Here is a 20179-nt window from a genome sequence, read left to right as displayed (position 1 = left end):
CTTCTAGATCTGCGGCCCGCCCGGACCGTCGCCTTCGCTGCCCAGAGCCACGCCGATCGGCACCGCGAACGCGATCCCGGCGAACGCCTCGTCGCCTCCCGGGTCGGCCATCGAGACCACGATCCCGATGACCAGGCCGCGAGCGTCCAGGAGAGGGCCGCCGGAGCTGCCCGGGTTCACGGAGGCGTCGAACTGGATGAGCCCGCTCAGGTCGCCGTCTTCAGCGCTCCGGTTCAGGCCCGACACGACGCCGGTGGAGACGCTGTAGGTCAGGCCCAGCGGATTGCCGATCGCCGTGACAGGCGCGCCCACGGCCACGGCGCCGCCAAGCGTCGCCGGGACGACGATCTCCGGCAGTTTCGCGGGCTTGAGGGTCGCGACGTCGCGCTTGGGGTTCGACGACACGACAGATGCCTTTGTCTTGGTGCCGTCAGCGAACATCACGGTGATGTCCTCAGCGCCTTTGCCCTTTTTACTGCCTCTGACGACGTGGTACGCCGTCAGAATCGTCCCGTCCTCGGCCGCGATCACCCCGGTTCCGAGCGACTTCCCGGTCTCGATGACCGCCACCGACGGCCCGACCTTCTTGAAGACCTCGGATGCCGCGAGCGTCACACTGGGTGTCGGCGTGGGGCTCGGCGCGGGCCTTGCGCTGCTCCCACCGCTGCTGCCCAGCCAGTACGCCAGCAGCGCCACGACGACAAGCGCGCCGCCGGCGACGACGAACCGCCGGGCCTTCCCGGCCACGGCTCCCCGAGCCTCGGCCGCATCAGCCTCCTGCGGCGCGCGCTCCATCACCCCATATTCATAAAAATAAGTCGAAAGAGCTATAAAGCCCGCCTTAGAACTCCCTGAGAAACGATCCTGGTTGGACACCCGGCGATCTTGGATACTTGGCGCATGTCGATGACTTCCAGAGCCTTATTAGGGGTGACGCTCCTCGGTGGCCTGCTCACAGGCTGCGGTGGTGGCAGCCCTGCCGCTCCCTCAGGATCCTCCGCACCGACCTCATCGGCCGCGTCGAGCGCACCGACCACATTGACCGCGACGACCGCATTGGCGCGGCCGTTCGCGCTGCCGAAGAGCTGTGACGATCCCCGGATGGTCGCGGCCATGGGCGCGTTGATCAAAGGGAAGAAGTTCAGCAAGCGGTACGACGCCAGCGGCGCGCTGACCTGCTCGTGGGGAAAGAAGATCCCCGCGGCCTCGGTGACGGTCGCCCTTCCGTCGGCGCCACCCAAGTACAAGGACTTCCCTCAGGTCGAGGTCCCCGAACTGACCACGCTCGGCGTCGAAGCGCAGTCCGGTGGCACCGAGATCGCCCTTGGCGGCCGGTCCCTGTACAACCAGGTGTTCGTGGTCTCCGCCCCGCAGTTCCGGCTCACCGTCGACCAGCTGAGCGAGAAGCGCCGCGACGACGACCTACGCGAGGCGGCCGTCGCCCTCACCACGTGGCTGATGTCGTAACTACTGTTCGTTTGAGGCGTACCCGCCTGTCGGTCGCCCAGACGGCCAGCGCGCACGCCGCGAACCCGGCCCCGAGGAGACTGGAGCCCGCCCAGCCGTACGCGGTGAAGATGGCGGTGGTCGCGGCCGCGCCGAGGGCGGAGCCGAGCGAGTAGAAGACCATGTAGCCGCCGATGACGCTGCTGGTGCGCTCCGGGTGCGCGGCGGTGAGCAGGTGCTGGTTGCTCACATGTACGGCCTGGACCGCGAAGTCGAGGACCACGATTCCGACGATGAGGAGCCACAGTGACCACGGCAGCTGCGCGATCGCTGCCCACGAGAGGATGAGCAGGGTGAGCGCGAGAGCGGTGACCGGGGCCGCCCGTCCCGCGTCCGCCCACCGTCCCGCGCGTGCCGCGCCGAGTGCGCCGGCGAGTCCGGCGATGCCGAACAGTCCGATCTGGCTCTCGCTCAGCTGCCACGGCGTGTCGGCCAGCGGCAGGGACAGTCCGCTCCACAGGGTTCCGAACGAGGCGAACAGGAAGAACGCGATGAGCCCGCGCGTCAGGAAGACGCGCTGCCCGAACAGTCCAGCGAGTGAGACGACGGCCCGCCCGTACCCCCTAGGTCGGTTGGGGCGTACCTCTGACGGCAGCACCGCGAGGACGAGGGCCGCGAGCCCGAGTGACAGCGCCGCGAGCACGGCATAGACGCTCCGCCAGCCCCACACCTCGGTGAGCGTGCCGGTGACGACCCGCGCGCCCAGGATGCCGACCACAACGCCCGAGGTCACGACGCCGATGTTCCGTCCGCGTTCGGCGGGCGGCGAGACGGAGGCGGCGTAGGCCACCGTGGTCTGCACCACGACCGCGAACACCCCAGCCACCGCGAGCCCCACGAACGCCGTCCATGCGGCTGACGCCGAGGCCGTCAGGATCAGGCCCACCGCAGTGAGCGCCAGGTGTACGGCGATGAGCCGGCGCCTGTCGACCACATCGCCAAGCGGCACCAGCAGCAACAGCCCGGCCAGATAGCCGAACTGGCCGGTCGCGACGATCCACCCGGAGAGTTCGGCCGGCACACCGAGATCGCGTCCCATCGGCTCCAGAACCGGCTGCGCGGCATAGATGCTCGCCACCGCGACACCACACACCACCGCGAGCAGCAATCGCCGCCACACGTCCATCGCACTCCAAACCCAATCAGTAGCAGATTGCAACCAATTTGACCGTACGGCATAATGGTTTCAATTCGCAACTGATTGGGAGGTGCCGTGCCGAGCACGGACTGGACCGACCCCGAGTGCCCCGTCGCCCGCACGCTCGACCTCGTCGGTGACAAGTGGAGCCTGCTCGTCATCCGCGACGCGATGGACGGGGCGCGATCGTTCACCGAGTTCCAGCGACGGACCGGCATCGCCCGCAATATCCTCACCGACCGCCTCCGCAAGCTCATCGCTCACGGGCTCCTCGCTCAGCGCACCGCGCCATCGGGCCGCCGCCAGGAATACGTGCTCACCGACGTGGGCCGCGACCTCTTCCCGGTCATCCTCACCTTGCGGCAGTGGGGGGAACGCCACGCCTTCGCCCCCGGCGAGCCCCACTCCACCCTTGTCGACCAGCACGGCGCCCCTGTGCCGGAAATCGCGCCGACCAGCGCCGACGGCACCCTCCTCGACACCGACACCACCCACGTGCGGAAGACGCGATAAAGGCAGTGCGTAACGTCCCGGCTCAGGACGCGCCAAGCTCCCGGCTGCTCTCGACCCGGAAGGAATTGCCGTCCGGGACCATGTTGAGCCTGCTCACGGTCCCGTCCGCGCCGAGGCGGAACACCCGGGCGCCCGTCGAGGTGAGCGCTTCCAGGGCGATGGCGCGCGTGCCGTTGCCCGACGCGGCTGACAGCAGCGTCGTCGTCCGGCCGGACGGCCACTCCCCCGTCGTCATCTCGGCCGAGTCCGGTTGCGGGTTCGGGGGCCAGACGTGGTCCAGCTTCCACACGGTTCCGACGCTGCGCATCTCCATGACCACGCCGCCGAGATGGTAGTCGGAGGTGGAACCCTTGGTCGTGTTGATCTGGCCCCAGACCAGTACGACGACTCGATCAGTGCGTGCGGCGACGATTCCGCTCTCTGATGCCACCGCCCGCTGCACGATCTTCTCGTCGCGGATCCGCCGGGCCTGGTCCTGGAGGTGGCCGGTGTACTCCACGCCCGCACGGCCGGTGGTCGCGTCATCCACTGCCCGGAGGTCCTTGGCGAGCGTCTTGTAGCCGTAGCTGTTGACGATCGCGTAGGCGGTCCGGGCCGCTGCCCCGGCCTCCAGGGCGTACAGCGGCGGCGGCGCGAGGACGCCATCGCTCTTGGCCGGGCTCGCCGTCTCCGCGCTTGCCGGTCTGCCTCCGTCGGTGGGCCACCCTCTCCACATCGCCGCGCCGAGCCCGCCCGCGAACAGTACGGCCGCCGCCACCGCGACGATCCATCCCCGCCGCCGGCCACGCGCCCGGACCGGCGCCGGTACCTCGGCAGGCTTCAGCGGGGTGCGGTCGACCAGGTGATACAGGAGGTCCTGGGCGGACGGGCGGAGGGCTGGGTCCTTGGCCAGGCACGTCTGGAGGATGGCGCGCAGGAAGCCGCCCGGTTCGGGGTCCGTGCCCAGGTCGGGTTCCTGGTGGAGTACGCGGTAGACGACGGTCGGCACCGCGTCGTCACCGAACGGAGGACGGCCTGTCGCGGCGTAGGCAAGCGTCGCGGCCCATGAGAAGACGTCGGCGCTGGGAGCCGGTGGATGTCCGGCCAGTTGCTCGGGTGCGATGAAGGCGGGAGTGCCGGTGATGAGGGCGTTCGTGGTGGGGCCGCCGACGGCGCGGGCAAGGCCGAAGTCGACGACGCGGGGGCCGTCCGGGCCGATGATCACGTTGCGGGGGGACAGGTCGAGGTGGGCGACGCCCGCGCGGTGGATCGCGGTCAACGCGGTGGCGGTGGCGACGGCCAGCCGTTCCAGCGCTCCGCCGCGCAGGGGGCCCTCGTGCCGGACGAGCTCGGCCAGAGATGGACCGGGGACGTACTCGGTGACGATGTGTGGCGGGTCGGCTGTCAGATCGGCGTCGAGCACCTGCGCCGTACAGAAGCCGGAGACCCTGCGGAGCAGGTCGAGCTCGGCGGCCATGCGATGGCGAGCAGCCTCGTCGGAGACTCGGGGGAGCGCTTTCACGGCGACCTGCCGTCCGTCGTCCGCCGTGGCGAGGAAGACGACGCCCTGGCCGCCCGCGCCGAGCCGGCGGAGCACCCGGTAGCGGCCGATCCGTTCCGGATCGCCTGGGCGGAGGGGCGGGCTCATTTCGTACGCCGCTCGAACATGGATCGATTGTCCTTCGGCGAAGTGACGTCCTCCAGCTTCCATCGCCCGTCGACGCGGCGCAGGTGCAGCCGGTACGCCACGACCTCGTGGTCAGGGGCCTTGGCCGAGTCGCCGAGGTGGATCAAGGTGGCGACGTCGGGCCCGTCGAACCGTTCGAAGGCCGTACCGATCTCCCGGTACTGCCAGGTCCACCAGGCCGGAACCTGAGCGTCGGGCACCGCGGCCAGCTCTCGCCACCACTGCTCGGCCCGTCCCGTGGTGCAACGATCGAAGAAGTCCGGACGCTCTTCCAGGCGGGGTCCGTTGATGAAGGCCTCGGTCTGGCAGTGGGCGGCGTCGGTGACCATCTGCCGTACCTGCGCGGTGGGCCACGCGGCGTCGGGCGGCGTCGGGGAGCCGGACGGTGTGGTTCGCGCGTAGTCCATTTTCCAGCCTGCGCCTGAGGGGACCATCTCGGCGAACAGCAGGGGGTCCTCCGACTTCGTCGGGGTTGCGTTGCGGGTGATGGCGCTGAGCCCGGTGACGATGACCGACACCCGCTCCGGCGACGCCCACACGATGCCCACGGCGGTCGCCCGCGCCGTCTGCTTCGCCTTCGCGGCTACCACCGCGTTCTTGGAATTGGCGACCAGATGCTGGTAGTCCTGGGCCGCCACCCCCGAGAGCAGTGCCAGCGTACGCCGCTCGGCGGCGTCGTAGTCGGTGTAGTCGAGGCTGTACCAGGCCTCGAAGGCCGTGCGTGCCGCCCCCGCCGCCACCTGGGAATATGCCGGCGGCTCATTGGTCGTCGCGGGCTTCGTGACCGTCGTTGTCTCATTTACTCTCGCCCACCAGAGCGCGCCGCCCGCCAGGATGAGGGCCAGGACGATCGCGCTCGACGCTAATATCGTCCGCCGCGCCCATCTTGTTGTTTTTCGTACGGCAGGACTCGGCTTGGTTGGGGTTTGGGGGCCGATGCCGAGATCCATGATGGACAGCGGGAGCTCGGCTGCCGTGGGACGGTCGGTGGGATCCTTGGAGAGGCAACGTCCGACCAGGGGGCGGAGGTGACCTGGCAGAGGGCCGAGGTCAGGTGGCTCGTTGAGCACGCGATACAGGACAGCGGGCAGCGAACCGGCCTCGAACGGGGAGCGGCCGGTGGCGGCGTACACCATGGTGGCGCCCCAGGCGAAGATGTCGGCGGCTGGGCCGAACTCCTCGCCCCGGATCTGCTCGGGGGCCATGTAGCGGGGAGTGCCCACTTGGGCGCTGGCGACGGCGGCGCCGTCTTGGAGTACGCGGGCGATGCCGAAGTCGATGACGCGTGGGCCGTCACGCCCCAGGAGGACGTTCTGCGGTTTGAAGTCGCGATGGACGATACCCGCCCGGTGAATCGCGATGAGGGCCGTGGCCGTCGCCACCGCGAGCCGGTCGAGCTCGGCTCCGGTGAGAGGCCCGTGTTCGGCGACGAAGGCGTGGAGGGATTGACCGGCGACGTACTCGCTGACGATGTACGGCGGGTCGGCCGTCACATCGGCGTCGAGGACCTGCGCCGTACAGAAGCTGGAGACGCGCCGCAGAATGGCGAACTCGCGCTCGAACAGGCGGCGGGCATCGGAGCCGACCTCGGCGTTGATCACCTTCAACGCCACCTGGGCGCCGTCCGGCGCGCTGGCCAGGTAGACGATGCCTTGGCCGCCAGCCCCGAGCCGCCCCGTCAACGCGTAACGCCCGACGTGCTTCGGGTCGCCTGGGAGCAGCCCTTCAACGCTCATCACCGCACAGGGTAATGGTCGTTCCACCTACCGGCCAGAGTGACGCCGTCCTGCGGACAAAGGCCCAGCTCACCCCCCGCGCTTGTCAGCGTGGGCCGACGAGCGCCGAGCCGAAGACCCACGAAGACGTCTGGTTGATGAAGTCCCCCGGGAATCCCAGCGCGAAGCCGGTGGCCTGTTCCAGACCGGCGATGCTTTCGGGCGGCAGGGTGAGGTCGGCGGCGGCGAGGTTGTCGCGGAGTTGGTCGGTGCCGCGCGCCCCGACGATGGGGTGGACGGCGTGGGAGCGGCTCGCCGTCCAGGCGATGGCCACCTGCGAGGGCGTGGCGCCGAGGTCGTCGGCGACGTCCTGTACCGCTCGGGCGATGGCGTGGTCACGAGCCGAGAGCGATTCGGCGCTGAGCCGGCCGCCGGTCGCGGGTCCGTCGGGGCGGGTGTACTTGCCGGACAGCACGCCGCCGCCCAGTGGGCTCCACGCGGTGACGCCCAGTCCGAGCGATTCGGCCATGGGCAGCAGCTCGCGTTCGATGTCGCGCTGGAGCAGGTTGTACGGCACCTGGAGACCGATGAACGGACTCCAGCCGTGCCATTGCGCCAGCGTGTTCGCCCGGGACACGATCCAGGCGGGGGCGTCGGAGATCCCCACGTACAGCACTTTGCCCGCCCGGACCGCGTCGTCCAGCGCACGCATGGTCTCCTCGATCGGCGTGGCGCTGTCCCACATGTGCACCCAGTAGACGTCCACGTAGTCCGTGCGCAGCCGGCGCAGGCTGGTCTCCAGCGACGCCCGCAGGTTCTTGCGATGGTTCCCGGCCGCGTTGGGGTCGGCGCGGTCGCGTGAGACGGTGTACTTCGTGCCGAGCACGAACGACTCGCGCCGGCCCTCCAGCAGCTCGCCGAGTATCTGCTCGCTCGCCCCGTCGCGGTAGTTGACGGCGGTGTCGATCATGTTGCCGCCGGCTTCGGCGTACAGGTCGAGCATTCGCCGGCACTCCGGCATCGGCGCGCCGACGCCGCCCTGCTCGCCGAAGGTCATGGCGCCCAGGATCAGCTCGGAGACCCGCAGACCGCTCGCGCCCAGCGTGCGGTATCTCATGCCGTCGCCGATCCGCTGAACAGCTCGTCGGGGTCGGTGACGACCCGGTGGATTGCTATGTGTGCCATGAACGCGACCATACACAGTGTCTGGACATTCCGTCTAGACGCGTCGTCCGTACAGGCAGTCGTATGCTGGATCGCATGTCCGCCAAGCGCACCGCACACTCCGCCCGCCGATCTGGAGCAGCGCCGGCCGCCGCGGAGCTTCGGGAGCGCATCATGTCGGCGACGCGCGAGCTGCTGCGTGAGCGCCGCTTCGACGCCCTGAGCGTGGCCGACATCCTGACCGCCGCCGAGGTCTCCCGGGCCAGCTTCTACTTCTACTTTCCGAGCAAGCAGGCCGTACTCGGCGAGCTGGTGCGCGCAGCCGTGACGCAGGGGCAGCAGGCGGCGCAGCCCTGGATCGACGGGCAGCAGGACCCGGCGGCCGCGCTCCGGGCCGGCGTGAGCGACGGCGCCCGGCTGTGGCGCGCCAACGCGGGCGTCCTCATGGCGATCGTGGAGAGCTGGGGCTCCGACGATGGTCTGCGGGCCCTGTGGCTTGAACAGATGGACCTGTTCACCGAGGCCGCCGCGGTCCGCATCCGATCCGACCCGGAGGCGCTCCGGCAGCTCGGCGACGCCGACGTACGCGCCGTGGCCGCCTCACTGACCTGGCTGGGGGAACGCCTCTACTATCTCGCCGCGGCCGGGGTGCCACCCTTCGACAACGAGCAGGTTCTCATCGACGTCCTCACCAATGCCTGGACCGCGATGCTCTACGGCCGGTCGGCCCCGGTGCGCTGAGCGCCCGGGAAACCTCTAGATCGTCATCGGCCGCCAGTGAAAACCGGGTGACATTTCGCATCTCTCACCGGAATGCTGGGGCGGGGGCGATGAGTTTTGTCGGTGGTGCCGGTCAGTCTTTACGTGACCACAACATCGTGTGAGCCCGATGACCACATCATGTCCGACAACCCTGATAGAGGTGCCGTGTTCAGCCCAGAGCTCGACTCACCCGCCAAATCCGCGACCGCCGTTTCGGGTCGCACCCCGGCCGTGATCCGGCTGCTGGTGCTCGCCACCTTCGTGGTGATCCTCAACGAGACGATCATGATCAATGCGATCCCACGGTTGATCGAAGCGCTGCACATCACCGAGCAGACCGCGCAATGGCTCTCGACCGCCTTCATGCTGACCATGGCCGCGGTGATCCCCATCACCGGATGGTTCCTGCAGCGGGTGTCCACGCGCAGCGCGTACACCACCGCGATGGGCTTGTTCCTGCTCGGCACGGCGTTGGCCACCATCGCGCCGTCGTTCGAGGTGCTGCTCGGCGCCCGCATCGTCCAGGCGTCCGGGACCGCGGTGATGATGCCGCTGCTGATGACCACGCTCATGCAGGTGGTGCCCGAGGAGGAGCGGGGCCGGGTGATGGGCAATGTCACCCTGGCCATCTCGGTCGCGCCGGCGATGGGTCCGGCGGTCTCGGGGGTGATCCTGCAATTGGGGTCGTGGCGGCTGCTGTTCGCCGTGGTGCTTCCTATCGCCGCCTTGATCACTTGGCGTGGCCTGAAGCAGCTCCAGAACGTCGGAGAGACCGAGTTCAGCACCATCGACTGGTTGAGCGTGGTGACCGCGGCGGCCGGCTTCGGTGGTCTGGTCTACGGGCTCAGCCGGTTCGAGGGCGGTGAGGTAGGCGTCGCCGCCACCATCGTGGGGGCCGGCCTGCTCGCCATCGTCGTCTTCGTCGTGCGCCAGCTGTGGTTGCAGAAGCGCGGCACGCCGCTGCTGGACCTGCGTACCCTGCGCCACCGCACCTACACGGTCGCGCTGATCATGATGTCGGTGGCCTTCATGGCGATGCTCGGCTCGATGATCCTGCTGCCGCTGTACCTGCAGAACATCCGCTTGCTCACCCCCCTGCAGACCGGACTCCTCGTGATGCCGGGCGGCCTCGCGATGGGGTTGCTCGGTCCGATCGTCGGCCGCCTGTTCGACAAGCACGGCGGCCGGGTGCTGGTCGTCCCCGGTGCGATCGGCATCACGCTCGCGCTCGCCGGCTTCACCCAGATCACGATGACCATGCCGTTCTGGCAGCTCCTCGGTCTGCACGCGCTGCTGATGGTGGGTCTGGCCGCGACCTTCACGCCGGTGTTCACCATCGGGCTCGGCGCGATTCCCCCGTCGCTCTACTCCCACGCCAGCTCGATCCTGAGCACGCTGCAGCAGGTCTCCGCGGCCATCGGCACCGCGCTCGTGGTCACCGTGATGAGCGCGCGAGCCGAAACCCTGAGATCCGAGGGAGTCACGCAGGTGCTCGCCACCCTCGACGGCATGCGGCTGGCCTTCATCATCGGCGCGGCGCTGTCCGTGGCCGTGATCATCACCGCCCTGCTCCTGCCGGCCCGAGCGGAAAGCGCCACCGGCGAACACAAGTAACTCAGAGCAGACGCCTGATCTCGCCGTACGCTCGGTAGAAACCGCCGTGACGCACTCCACCACCACGCCCTCGCCCGCGTCACCGGGTCGGTCGCGGCTAGGAGCGGGTGGCGCTGTCCATGGTCTGTTCCACGAGTTCGGCGAGTTGGGTGAGCGTCGGAGCCTCGAAGAGCGGGTCGAGCGGGAGGGAAACACCGAAGGACTCAAGAATTCCGTGGTGAATTCGGGTGATCAGTACGGGATCGCGGTCAAGGGTGCGGAGGTCGTCGTCGAATCCGGCGGCGGCACCGAGCACCCCCCTCAGGATCTCCGTGAGCCGGAAGACGGTCGAGGCGCGGGGGCGAGGCGCCCGGCCTCGGGTCTGGCGCGGCCGGCGATCGGTCATGGAGCCCCTTCCTCGGACGGCTGGCTCCTCCCTATTCCAGTCCATCCTTCGTGGTCATCGGGAGTCCGATTTCGCAGAGGTCCACTTTTGGACTACTAGCTCCGATGGGATGTCCCGTGGCTGAATGACCGTGTCCAACCAACCATCGAACCGACGATAGGCAGGGCATGGCTGAACCCGCCTGGCGGCTGTGGCCGGACATCGTGTTGCGTGGCGCGGGACTGCCGGTACTGGAATTGCTGCGACTCGCCGACCCGGAGACCGCGGCCTTGGCCCTCGATCCCGACAGCACCGCCGAGCAGATCGAGCTCTCCTGGCAGGCGGGCGCCGAACGCGCCAGCGCGGACCTCCTTGAGATCGCGCGGGGCGACTCCTTCACGACCGCGTTGCTCTGGCAGAACCCCGAGATGATCGGCCAGCTGGTCGGCTGGCTGCTCCGGCATGAGACGCCTTACCTGCACAACCGGGACAGGCGCCGTAAGGAGGCCACGCTCGCCAGGTACGCCCAGCGCTACCACGTCCGCAACGAGACCATCGGCTCGTTCGGGCCCTACGTCTGGTTCCGGATCGACAGCGGCGGCACATTCGTCCGCGCCGGAGCGCGTCTGGTCTCCAGAAGGTCGGTCCGTTTCGAGGACTGGGCGATCGACGCGCTGGCGGAAGCCCTTTCGGCGGACCCTGCCACGCGCGGCGGGATACCGGCGGCCCGACGCCACGGTGTCATGGTCATGGGGCGGCAGGTGCTCCGTCCCGGCGCCCCGCCCCACAAGTTGCCCGCGGCGGACGCGGCCGTTCTCGCCCGTCTCGACGGCGTCAAGCTGGCCGTCGACCTGGCCGACGACCTGCGTCGGCGCAACCTGAGCGAGATCCAGGACGAGCGCGATGTGCTCGCCGCCCTCGAACGGCTGAACGACGCCGGCCTGATCATCTGGAAGTACGACGTACCGCAGGACGCGTGGCCGGAGCGGGCCCTCCAGAACGTCCCCGCGGCGGCGGAGGCCCTCGGCAGGCTCGAAGAGGGCCGCCGCCGGCTCGAACTCGCCGGTGACCGGCCTGAGCCGCTGGCGGCCGCCTTCCAAGCTCTCGACGCCGATCTGGTCGAACTCACCGGCGGACCCGCCGTGCACAGCCGAGACCAACGGCCCATGGGCAGACGCGCGGCGTACGAGGAGTGCGAGCGGGATCTGGAGCTGCGGCTGGGAGCCGATGTCGAGGCCGCCCTGCTGCCCCCCATGCACCTGATGCTGGCCGGCGCGCAGTGGCTGACCTGGCGGTTCGGCTCATGCCTCGAAGCGCTGATGGGCGAGATCTTCGACCGGACGGCGGCCGGGGCACCCGTGCCGCTCGGGTCGCTGGTCGGTCAGTTCTTCGAGCGCATGGGGGACCACTCCTGGTTCGTGGCGGCGACGGAGGAGTTCCAGGACATCTGGCATGAGCTCCTCGCTTTCCAGCCGGGCACCCGGCGTGTCACCAGGCGGACGTCCGACCTCGCCGACCTCGTCCGCACCCGGTTCGCCGCACCTCCTCCGACCTGGTACGGCGCCTGTCACCACAGCCCCGACGTGATGATCGCCGCTCGCGGTCCCGAGGACCTGTGCGCGGGCAGGTACGAGTTCGTCCTGGGCGAGCTCCATCCCGCGATGGTCACGGTGGACTCGGTGTCGTTCGCCGAGTTCCATCCCGATCCCGCACGGCTGCGGCGGTACACGGAGCAGGCCCTGGCCAGACACCCGCGGCTCGTACCCGTCTATCCCCGGACGGGAGAGCTGACCGGGCGCGACTACCCCACCCCCGAGCTCTACTCCGATCGCTATTGGTATCTCTCCTTCTCCCCGGGCAACGGCGAGCGGCCGACGCCTCGGGGCCGTCTGCTGGAGCTGTCGAAGCTCATCGCGGAGCGTGATCCCGACCTCGTCGTACGCACGCCCGACGGCGGACGCCTCACGATGCTCGATGTCTTCGGCGAACTCGCCCAGGGCGCGCTCGGCGGCCTGTTCCGCCCGTTGCGTCCGCTGCCGCACACGCCGCGCGTGACCATCGACCGGCTGGTCATGGCGCGGGAGACCTGGCGGGTGCCGGCCGCCGAGATTCCGCACCGCGGATCCGGGGGCGCCGCCTACGCCGCCCTGCGACGCTGGGCCGACGCGCACGGGATGCCGCGATTCGTCTTCTGGCGGGCCGCGCCCAGGACGAAGCCGAGATATCTCGACTTCGACAGCCCGCTGTTCGTCAATGACTTCCTCACAGAGGTCCGCAAGGGGCGCAAGTCCGGCGGGGTCATCTCCATCACCGAGATGCATCCGGACCCCGCGCACACGTGGCTGCCCGACGCGCAGGGACGTACCCACACCAGCGAACTGCGCCTGGTCTTCAGCCAAGGCTGAGCGCCGCCCACCGACCAGTCAGGGCTGCGCGTCGGCCACGACCAGGCGGAACTCGCTGGTGTATCGCCGTCCTTCGGCATCGCGCAGCCACAGCAGACCGGGATCGGGCAGCATCTCGGTGAGCGTCACCACCTGGTCCGGGCGCTCGCGGCGGGCCCGCCTGACGATCGCGGCGAACAGGTTGACCAGCGCGGGACTCGCCAGATCGAGGTAGATCGGCTTGGGCTCCCCCGGAGTACGCCAGAACAGGTGTCGTGGCAGGCCGAGCCGGCGCGCCCACGCCCGGACGGCGGCGAACGCCTCCGCCTCGCCGGTGCCCGGTCCCACCGGAACCTCGGCGACCGGACGCCGCCACGACTCGCGGGCGACCACCATCCGGTCGACGGTGACGCGTGGCGTATGGCCGAGCGGCCGCATGAGCTGGAAGGCGTCGACGACCAGGTGGCTCAGGTATTCGCCCAGGACGTCCAGCAGCGGGGCCGCGAACCCGCCGGACCGTCCGGTGACGACCAGACCCGTGTCGCTCTCCGCGACCACGAGCTGGTCGACGGGCCAGACCCGGTGCGGTGGGACGGGCCGGGCTCCGGTCCGCGCGCCGAAGGACAGGTACAGGTACTGGTCCGAGACCAGGTCGGGAGTCGGGTAGGAGCGGCCGGTGATGCCCGGCGTGCCGCGCGGATACAGGGGGACGAACCTCGGCTGGTCGTGACCGTGTTCTTCGGACGCGGCGACGAGCCTTTCCGGCCGCAGGTGCCATCGCGAGAAGGTCAGGGAGTCGAGCGTCTCTCTGGCAATGTGCATCTCCCCCATGACGAGGAAGAAGCGGCCGGCCGCGAACTCCGCCGGGCTCTCCGCGGCCACCATCACGTCGGGGCTGTGGCGCGCCGCGCCGTACCAGGGCGCGCGGCTGGGCGCGGGGAACGCCCTCTCGACAGCCTGGGCCAGTGCTCCCGAGGTCCGTTCGACCCGGGAGGTGGTCTCGTCATAGTCCAGGATCTCCCGCCAGCGCTCCCGCAGGCCGGCGATGACCGGATCGAACGCCGGGCCGCCTTCCAACACCGAATAACCCCGCGTGAGCACGAGCCCGAGCGGTACGCGGCCATCGTGGGAGGCGAGGTCGGCACCGAGCTGCCTGACGACATCACGCAGCGTCGACTCGATCACCGCCGCCAGTTCGCCGAGCAGCCATCGAACGCTGGTGAGGAGCAGCGACATCGGCGCCTCGAAGGCATCGAGGAAGGTACGGCCCAGTGTGACCTCGACGTCTCGCCGGCACTCCTCGTGCGCCAGCCTCCTACCGGCGCGGTATTGGCCGTGCCCACGCCTCGCCAGGCTCCCCGTCAGCGCTTCGAACTCCTCGTCGAGCGTGGCGAGCCCCTTCGCCAGCGGCTCAGGGCGACCGTGCGCCTCCTCCAGATCCGCACGCAGCCGCTCGAACCGGTCAATGACCGCCGGCAGCGTGCCACGCGAGGCCGGTGGCAGCGTCTCCAGCTGCGCGCGTAACTCGTCCATCGCCGAGGGCCCCTGAGAGACGTCGAACCCCCATCCGATGATCCCGCGCTCGGCGAGCTCGGCCAGCCATGCGGCGACGCGGACCTCGTCGTACGCGCCGGCCCCGTGCTTCCAGGCCAGCTCGGTAGTGATCATGCGGAGGTCCCGCGAACCGTCGCAGCACCCGGCGACCCGCGCCAGATCGGCGGAGAGGACCTCGGTGGACAGGTCGGGACGCGCGACGATCCGGCCGTGCAGCCGGACACCCAGGGCTAGCGCCGGCGGGAGATGGCGACGCACCTCCGGATCGGCCGCGAACGCCCGGGCCAGGCCGTCCACCGCCCAGTCCTCGAAGTCGACCTGGCGGGCGCGGATCACGCTGGGGCCGATGCGCACGTCAACGGACGGCCCGTCCAGCTCGGCCCAGGCCGCGGGGCCGAATGCGCCGATGGTCTCGTTCTTCGCGTGGTAGCGCTGGAGATAGTTGGCGAGCGCGACTTCCTTGCGGCGCCGCCGCTTGTTGCGCTCGGGCGTGTCCCCGTGGCGTTTTAGCCAGTCCACGACATGTTCCAGGATGTCGGGATTTTGCCAGACAAGGGCGGAGCGGATCGCCTCCGTCTCAGCGATCTGGATCATGCGCTGTACACCACGCGACGTGCCGGTCTCCCAGGCGCGCAGGAACGCACCGTCGTCGCCCGGATCGTCCGCGAGGGCGGCGAGAGGCTCGTCGGCCAGGTCCTCCAGCGCGGCGAAGGGGAAGCCCGCGCTGCGCAACCCCACGTCGCGCCAGATCCACCACTGTCCCTCCGACATGGGCACACGCATCTTGACATGTCCTCTCAGATCACCCGCGTCGCCGGGCCGCGATCCGGCGCGAACGCTCGGACGTGGACCGGCCTCGCGGCCGGCGCTCGGAGCCGATCAGGTCTTCGCGCTCTTGCGCCAGCCCGCGGGCCAGCGCCTGGATGGTGGGATTCTCGTAGAGCGTGATCAGCGAGATGGCGGCGCCCAGTTCCCGGCAGACCGCCGTGTGCAGGCGGATCATCTTCAGGGACGTACCGCCGAGATCGAAGAAATTGTCGGTGACACCCAGATCGGTGACGCCGAGGACGGATGACCAGATCTCCGCCAGGTGCCGTTCGAGCGGGCTCTCCGGCGGCTCACGATGAGCCGGCGCCGTCGGCTGCGCCCGGTCGGGCAGCGAGGACAGATCAATCTTCCCGTTCGCGGTGACCGAGAGCCGCGCGACCTCGATGATCTCCACTGGTACCGAGGGGGACGGCAACACGGCCGCGAGCCGCGAGCGCAACGAGGCGACGGCCGGGCGGTGCGCCGCTGACGGTACGACATAGCTCACGAGCTCGTTCCCGTCCGCCCCGGGCCGGATCACGGTCACCGACGCCGCGACCGCGCGATCGCGGGCCAGCACCTCGTCGACCTCGATCGGGTTGACCAGGAAACCGCGGATCTTGACGAGGTCGTCGGCCCGCCCGAGATAGGCGACCGTCCCGTCCACGCGGTACCGGCCGAGATCCCCCGTGACGAACCTGGCGATCCCCGGCACGGGATCCGGCATCAGCCCGGGAGCCCCACCGAGCAGCGCCTCGGCCAGCCGGCCGCCGCGGACGACGATCCGACCGGGCTCTCCGATCCCGCAGAGCCGGTCGTGCCGGTCGAGTACGAGCAGACTGCTCCCGGGCGCGCCGGAACCGAGCGACGGCGACCCCTTCCCGGGCGCGCCGGAGCCGAGCGACGGCGACCCCTCTCCCACCACCTGCCGCGAGGCGAGCTGCGGCGTCTCCGTCGTCCCGTAGCCGTTGACGAGCGTCGCGGCCGGCGTCAACACGGCGAGCCCGGTCAGGTCGGCTGTGGTGAGCGTGTCGCCCGCCAGCACCACCAGCCGGACCGCCGGCAGCGACGTGGCGGCCTGCGCCGCGGCCTCGCTCAGTAGGCGGGCGAGCGGCGGAGTCAGGTGCAGCACGGTCACGCGCTCTCGCGACAGCCAGGACAGCAGCAGCGCGGGCGTCGCGTGCACCTCGGGTGGCGGTACGCACAGCGTGCCGCCCGTCCAGAGCGGGACCAGGACATCGCGGTAGAGTGGATCATGGGAGAGGCCGGCGAGCAGGGCGAACCGATCACCCGCGCCCAGCCCGAATTCCGCGCTGTACCAGCGCAGGAAATGAATGACCGGACCCAGACCGCCGAGCACGCCCACCGGGCCGCCGGTCGTGCCCGAGGTGAAGGCCAGATACCCCACTCCCCCGAAGGCGGACGGTTCATGGTCCGCCGCGGCCGGCCGCGACACGCCGAAATCGCCGCTCGGCGCCCGGGTGACCAGAGCGAATCCACCGGCCGCCGGCGCGGTCCGGCCCAGCACGATCACGCAGCGCGGCCGGGCCACGCTCAGGTAGTGCTCCAGCCGCCCGGGCGGGTAGCGCGGATCGAGCATCAGCAGCCGGCCGCCGACCGCGAACACGCCGAGCATGGCCGCGACCAGTGCCGCGTCACGCTCGGCGTAGACGGCGACCGCCTCTCCCGTACGCACGCCCGCCGCGCGTAATGCCCGCGCCACGCTCAAGACGGCGTGACGTACACCCCGGCGGGTATGCGTTCCGTCCTCGTCGCGGATCGCCACCTCCCCTGGGCTCCGGCGAACGGACCGCATCAGTGTGCGGGCGAGCGCGGATGGCGGGATCGGCTCGTGGTCGAGCGGCTCATCGGGCCGCCGCAGTACGGCGAGCGAGCGCGAGGTGGCCAGCCGATGCCCGCGAACCGGCAGTTCGGGACGCTCCAGGACAGCGCCGAGCAGCGCGACGTACTGGTCGCAGATCTCCTCGGCCACCTCGCGCGAACACACCGCGACGTCGTGCACGAGGTCGATCCGGATGTCGTCGCCGACCTCGGTCACGTAGACGTTGAGATCGAAGATGGCGGGCACCACCGGCGCGTCGATCAGAGCCGTGCGCAGCCCGGTCATGGCGGGCGTGCGGCGATCGGTCCCCAGATGGTTGAACCAGACCCGGAAGAGGGGGCCGCGATGCTCGCTCTGCTCCGCGATGAGGTCGAAGGGGATGTCCAGGGCGGCCATGCCGTCGGCCACCTCGTCACGTACGCGATCCACCACGCTGAGGTAGTCGGGGTCGTCCTCCAGGTCGAGACGGAGCACCGAGGTTTCGACGAAGAACCCGACCAGGTCCTCCATCCCGGCCAGCTCCCGCCTGGACACCGGATAGCCGACGCACACGTCCCGCCTGCCGCACCAGCGGCTGATGATCTCGGCGAAGGCCGCGAGCAGCGTGACGAAGGGGGTGGTGCCGCGACCGCGCGCGACCTCGCGGACCCGTTCGGCCGTGTCGGCGTCCAGCCATCGGGTCCGGCTCTCGCCCACACCTCCCGGTCGATCCGGGGTGGGGCCCTCCAGGGGCAGTGCGTGATCCTCGGCTCCGCGCAGCTTTCGCCGCCACGCTTCGAGCCGCTGGGCTTCCACGGCGGCGGTCGAACGCCACAGCGCGATGTCTCCATAGCCGATCGCCGGGCGCACCATCGGAGCGGCCCGGTGGGAGAGCGCCGCGTCGTAGCACCGGCCGAGCTCTTCCAAGAGGGTGCGCTCAGAGTCCTGGTCCGTGGCGATGTGATGGATGCTCAGGACCAGCCAGTGACGGGCCGGCCCGACAGCGATGAGCTGGGCCCTGAACGGCGGCTCGGCGTCGAGCGCGAAGGGCCGTTCGAGGAATGACCTGACCAGCATCCTGGCGTCGTTCTCATCGGCCGCCTCCTGCCTGGTCAGCTCTGCCGGAGCCGGATCGAGCACCTGGCACATCGGCTCGCCGTCCCGCTCGACGACGATCGTCCGCAGGGGTTCGTGCCTGGCCACGATGTCGCCGAGTGCCGTGGCCAGCGCCGCGTGATCGAGGTCGCCGGCCAGCTCGACCAGGGTCGGCACGACATAGGTCACCTGGCCGGGGTGGAGCTTGCTGATCATCCACAGCCGCCGCTGGCCGGGACTGAGCGGATGCGCGGCCGGGTCGGCACGAGGCGTGATGGCGGGCGCGTGCGCTTGGGCCGTCATCGAGAACTCGACGAAGCCCGCGAACGTCGGGTGCTCATGGAGAGTGGTCGCGGGCACATGCCGGCCGAGCTCACTGCCCACCCGCATCGCCACCCGCACGGCCGTCACCGAGTCGCCGCCGATGGCGAAGAAATGGTCGTCAGGGGCGAAGGCGTCCCGTCCGAAGATCTGGCTCCAGACCCGGGTCACCACGTCCTCGACGCCGCCGCCCCGCGCCACCGTGGGTAGGTCGGCGTGGGCCTCGCGGGTGAGGCGGTTGCGGTCGATCTTGCCGTTCGGGTTGATCGGCAGGTCAGCCCGGCGAACGATCCGCGCCGGGACAGCCTCGGGGACGATGGCGTGACGTACCAGGGCACAGAGCTCGTCAACGGGCGGGTCGGCGTCGGCCGTGACGTACGCGACGAGCTCGCGGCCGCTCGTGGCGATGACGGCGGCGCCGCGCACAGCCGGGTGCGCGGTCAGCACGGACTCGATCTCGCCCAGCGTCACCCGCACGCCGCGTATCTTGACCTGGTCATCGCTGCGGCCCAGGTAAGAGATGCCGCCGTCCGCATCGAGGCGGACCAGGTCTCCGGTACGCAGCGCGGTCCCCGTGCCACCACGCGGGTCGGGGACGAAGCGCTGCGCGGTCAGCTCCGGCTGACCCAGGTAGCCCGTGCTGACGCACTCTCCCGCCAGCCACAGCTCCCCGACGCCCGCGGTCACGGGACGCCCGTCGGCCAGCACGAGGATCTCGGTGCCGGGATGCGGGCGGCCCAAGGGCATCGGCTGATCGGGCGCCGCGTCCGGGGGCGGCGGTCCGAAGTGCGCGAGGTTGTCGATGGTGCTTTCGGCCAGGCCGTACGTGTTGACGATGACGGCGTTGGGCACGAGCGGGACCAGCCGGTGATACGCCTCCACCCGCCACGGCTCCCCGCCGACGGCCAGCGTCTCCAGGGTGGTCAACCGGCGGCCGCTCAGGTGCAGATACTCGGTCAGCAGGCTCAGCAGGGAAGGGGTGAATTCGGCGAAGGTGACGCGGTGCGCCTGGATGAAGTCGGCGAGCGCGGGCGGGTCCAGCCGGACCGCCGAGGGGCAGATGATCAGCTCGCCGCCGGACAGCAGGCACCGCGCCAGGTCCTGAATGAAGACGTCGAAGCCGAACCCGGCATACTGCAGATGCCGCCCGGGACGCTCACGAAGGCGGTAGCTGTCCAGCCATCCGTCGGCGGCGATGGCGATGCTGCGGTGGCTGACGCCGACGGCTTTGGGATGGTGTGTCGACCCGGAGGTATGGTTCACGAAGGCGAGATCACCCTGCTCCGGAGTCTTCCTAGAGGTCGTTTCCGAGAGCGGCGTTCCTGAAAGCCGCGTTCCCGGAGGCCGCGTTCCCGAGAGCGCGGCGAGCTCACCGAAAGTGAGGACGCGGCGGTCGACGTGGTTACGGTGCTCCTCCGTGACCAGCACCGCGGCGCCTGCCGCCGCCATCATGCGGTTGACCTGGGCATCCGGATAGACCGGATCCATGGCCAGCACCGCGCCCCCCGCCTTGAGCACCGCGAGCACCAGGACGACCGCGTCGGCCGTGCGCTCCATCAGCAGCCCCACGACGATCCCCGGACCGACGCCGGCGCCGGTGAGCGCGTCGGCGAGCCGCTCCGCCGCGTCGTCGAGCTCCCCGTAGGTGAGGCTCCGCGTGTGGTCTGTCACCGCCACGCCGTCTCGCTCGGCCCGCGCCACCCGCGCGAAGACCTCATGGATGTACGGCGGGCGCCACCCGTCCCGCTCCATGA

The 20179-nt window shown here is 70.1% G+C and carries 13 protein-coding genes; 5 read left to right on the top strand and 8 right to left on the bottom strand.

Annotation, left to right across the window (positions count from 1 at the left end):
* Positions 1–3: 3 nt before the first annotated feature.
* Positions 4–876, bottom strand: a complete 873-nt coding sequence (locus AB0B61_RS47385; protein WP_358447348.1) for a trypsin-like peptidase domain-containing protein — start codon at positions 874–876, stop codon at positions 4–6.
* 162 nt (positions 877–1038) lie between these two features.
* On the opposite strand from AB0B61_RS47385, the gene AB0B61_RS47380 reads away from it, so the two are divergent.
* Positions 1039–1467 (top strand): hypothetical protein, encoded by a 429-nt coding sequence (locus tag AB0B61_RS47380; RefSeq protein ID WP_358447346.1) that lies wholly within the window; start codon positions 1039–1041, stop codon positions 1465–1467.
* Here the strand turns inward: AB0B61_RS47380 and AB0B61_RS47375 are convergent.
* Positions 1445–2632, bottom strand: coding sequence for an MFS transporter (locus AB0B61_RS47375; RefSeq protein WP_358447344.1), 1188 nt, complete (start codon positions 2630–2632; stop codon positions 1445–1447). The two genes, AB0B61_RS47380 and AB0B61_RS47375, sit on opposite strands and share 23 nt — an antisense overlap.
* Before the next feature lie 87 nt (positions 2633–2719).
* Between AB0B61_RS47375 and AB0B61_RS47370 the strand changes: the two genes are divergently transcribed.
* On the top strand, positions 2720–3157 hold the full coding sequence (locus tag AB0B61_RS47370) for a helix-turn-helix domain-containing protein (protein ID WP_358447343.1): 438 nt from the start codon (positions 2720–2722) through the stop codon (positions 3155–3157).
* A gap of 22 nt (positions 3158–3179) precedes the next feature.
* Here AB0B61_RS47370 and AB0B61_RS47365 read toward each other — a convergent pair whose 3' ends face one another.
* The 3 genes from AB0B61_RS47365 to AB0B61_RS47355 all read right to left on the bottom strand — a co-directional run bounded on the left by AB0B61_RS47365 (position 3180) and on the right by AB0B61_RS47355 (position 7655).
* Positions 3180–4784 (bottom strand): serine/threonine-protein kinase, encoded by a 1605-nt coding sequence (locus AB0B61_RS47365; RefSeq protein ID WP_358447341.1) that lies wholly within the window; start codon positions 4782–4784, stop codon positions 3180–3182.
* Positions 4781–6559 carry a serine/threonine-protein kinase gene (locus tag AB0B61_RS47360; protein WP_358447340.1) on the bottom strand — a complete coding sequence of 593 codons (1779 nt, stop codon included), beginning with the start codon at positions 6557–6559 and terminating at the stop codon, positions 4781–4783. The genes AB0B61_RS47365 and AB0B61_RS47360 overlap by 4 nt, the downstream gene beginning before the upstream one ends.
* Before the next feature lie 85 nt (positions 6560–6644).
* A complete protein-coding gene (locus tag AB0B61_RS47355; protein ID WP_358447338.1) occupies positions 6645–7655 on the bottom strand; it encodes an aldo/keto reductase in 1011 nt (336 codons plus the stop codon).
* A gap of 143 nt (positions 7656–7798) precedes the next feature.
* Between AB0B61_RS47355 and AB0B61_RS47350 the strand changes: the two genes are divergently transcribed.
* Complete coding sequence (locus AB0B61_RS47350; RefSeq protein ID WP_358447337.1) at positions 7799–8443, top strand: helix-turn-helix domain-containing protein; 645 nt, start codon at positions 7799–7801, stop codon at positions 8441–8443.
* Between the two features lie 186 nt (positions 8444–8629).
* Positions 8630–10078, top strand: a complete 1449-nt coding sequence (locus tag AB0B61_RS47345) for an MDR family MFS transporter (RefSeq protein ID WP_358447336.1) — start codon at positions 8630–8632, stop codon at positions 10076–10078.
* 97 nt (positions 10079–10175) lie between these two features.
* On the opposite strand, the gene AB0B61_RS47340 is transcribed toward AB0B61_RS47345, so the two are convergent.
* A complete protein-coding gene (locus AB0B61_RS47340; RefSeq protein ID WP_358447334.1) occupies positions 10176–10463 on the bottom strand; it encodes a phosphopantetheine-binding protein in 288 nt (95 codons plus the stop codon).
* A 167-nt stretch (positions 10464–10630) separates the two neighbouring features.
* On the opposite strand from AB0B61_RS47340, the gene AB0B61_RS47335 reads away from it, so the two are divergent.
* Positions 10631–12847, top strand: a complete 2217-nt coding sequence (locus AB0B61_RS47335) for a lantibiotic dehydratase (RefSeq protein WP_358447332.1) — start codon at positions 10631–10633, stop codon at positions 12845–12847.
* An 18-nt stretch (positions 12848–12865) separates the two neighbouring features.
* Here AB0B61_RS47335 and AB0B61_RS47330 read toward each other — a convergent pair whose 3' ends face one another.
* Positions 12866–15163: a lantibiotic dehydratase gene (locus AB0B61_RS47330; protein WP_358447330.1), complete on the bottom strand. Its 2298-nt coding sequence runs from the start codon at positions 15161–15163 to the stop codon at positions 12866–12868.
* Between the two features lie 19 nt (positions 15164–15182).
* Positions 15183–20177 (bottom strand): amino acid adenylation domain-containing protein, encoded by a 4995-nt coding sequence (locus AB0B61_RS47325; protein ID WP_358447328.1) that lies wholly within the window; start codon positions 20175–20177, stop codon positions 15183–15185.
* Positions 20178–20179 lie beyond the last annotated feature (2 nt).

This window comes from Nonomuraea sp. NPDC049158, from assembly GCF_040648335.1.
Classification (GTDB): Bacteria; Actinomycetota; Actinomycetes; order Streptosporangiales; family Streptosporangiaceae; genus Nonomuraea.
The sequence above is the reverse complement of the archived record's forward strand: the minus strand, read 5'-3'. Positions and strand labels throughout refer to the sequence as shown.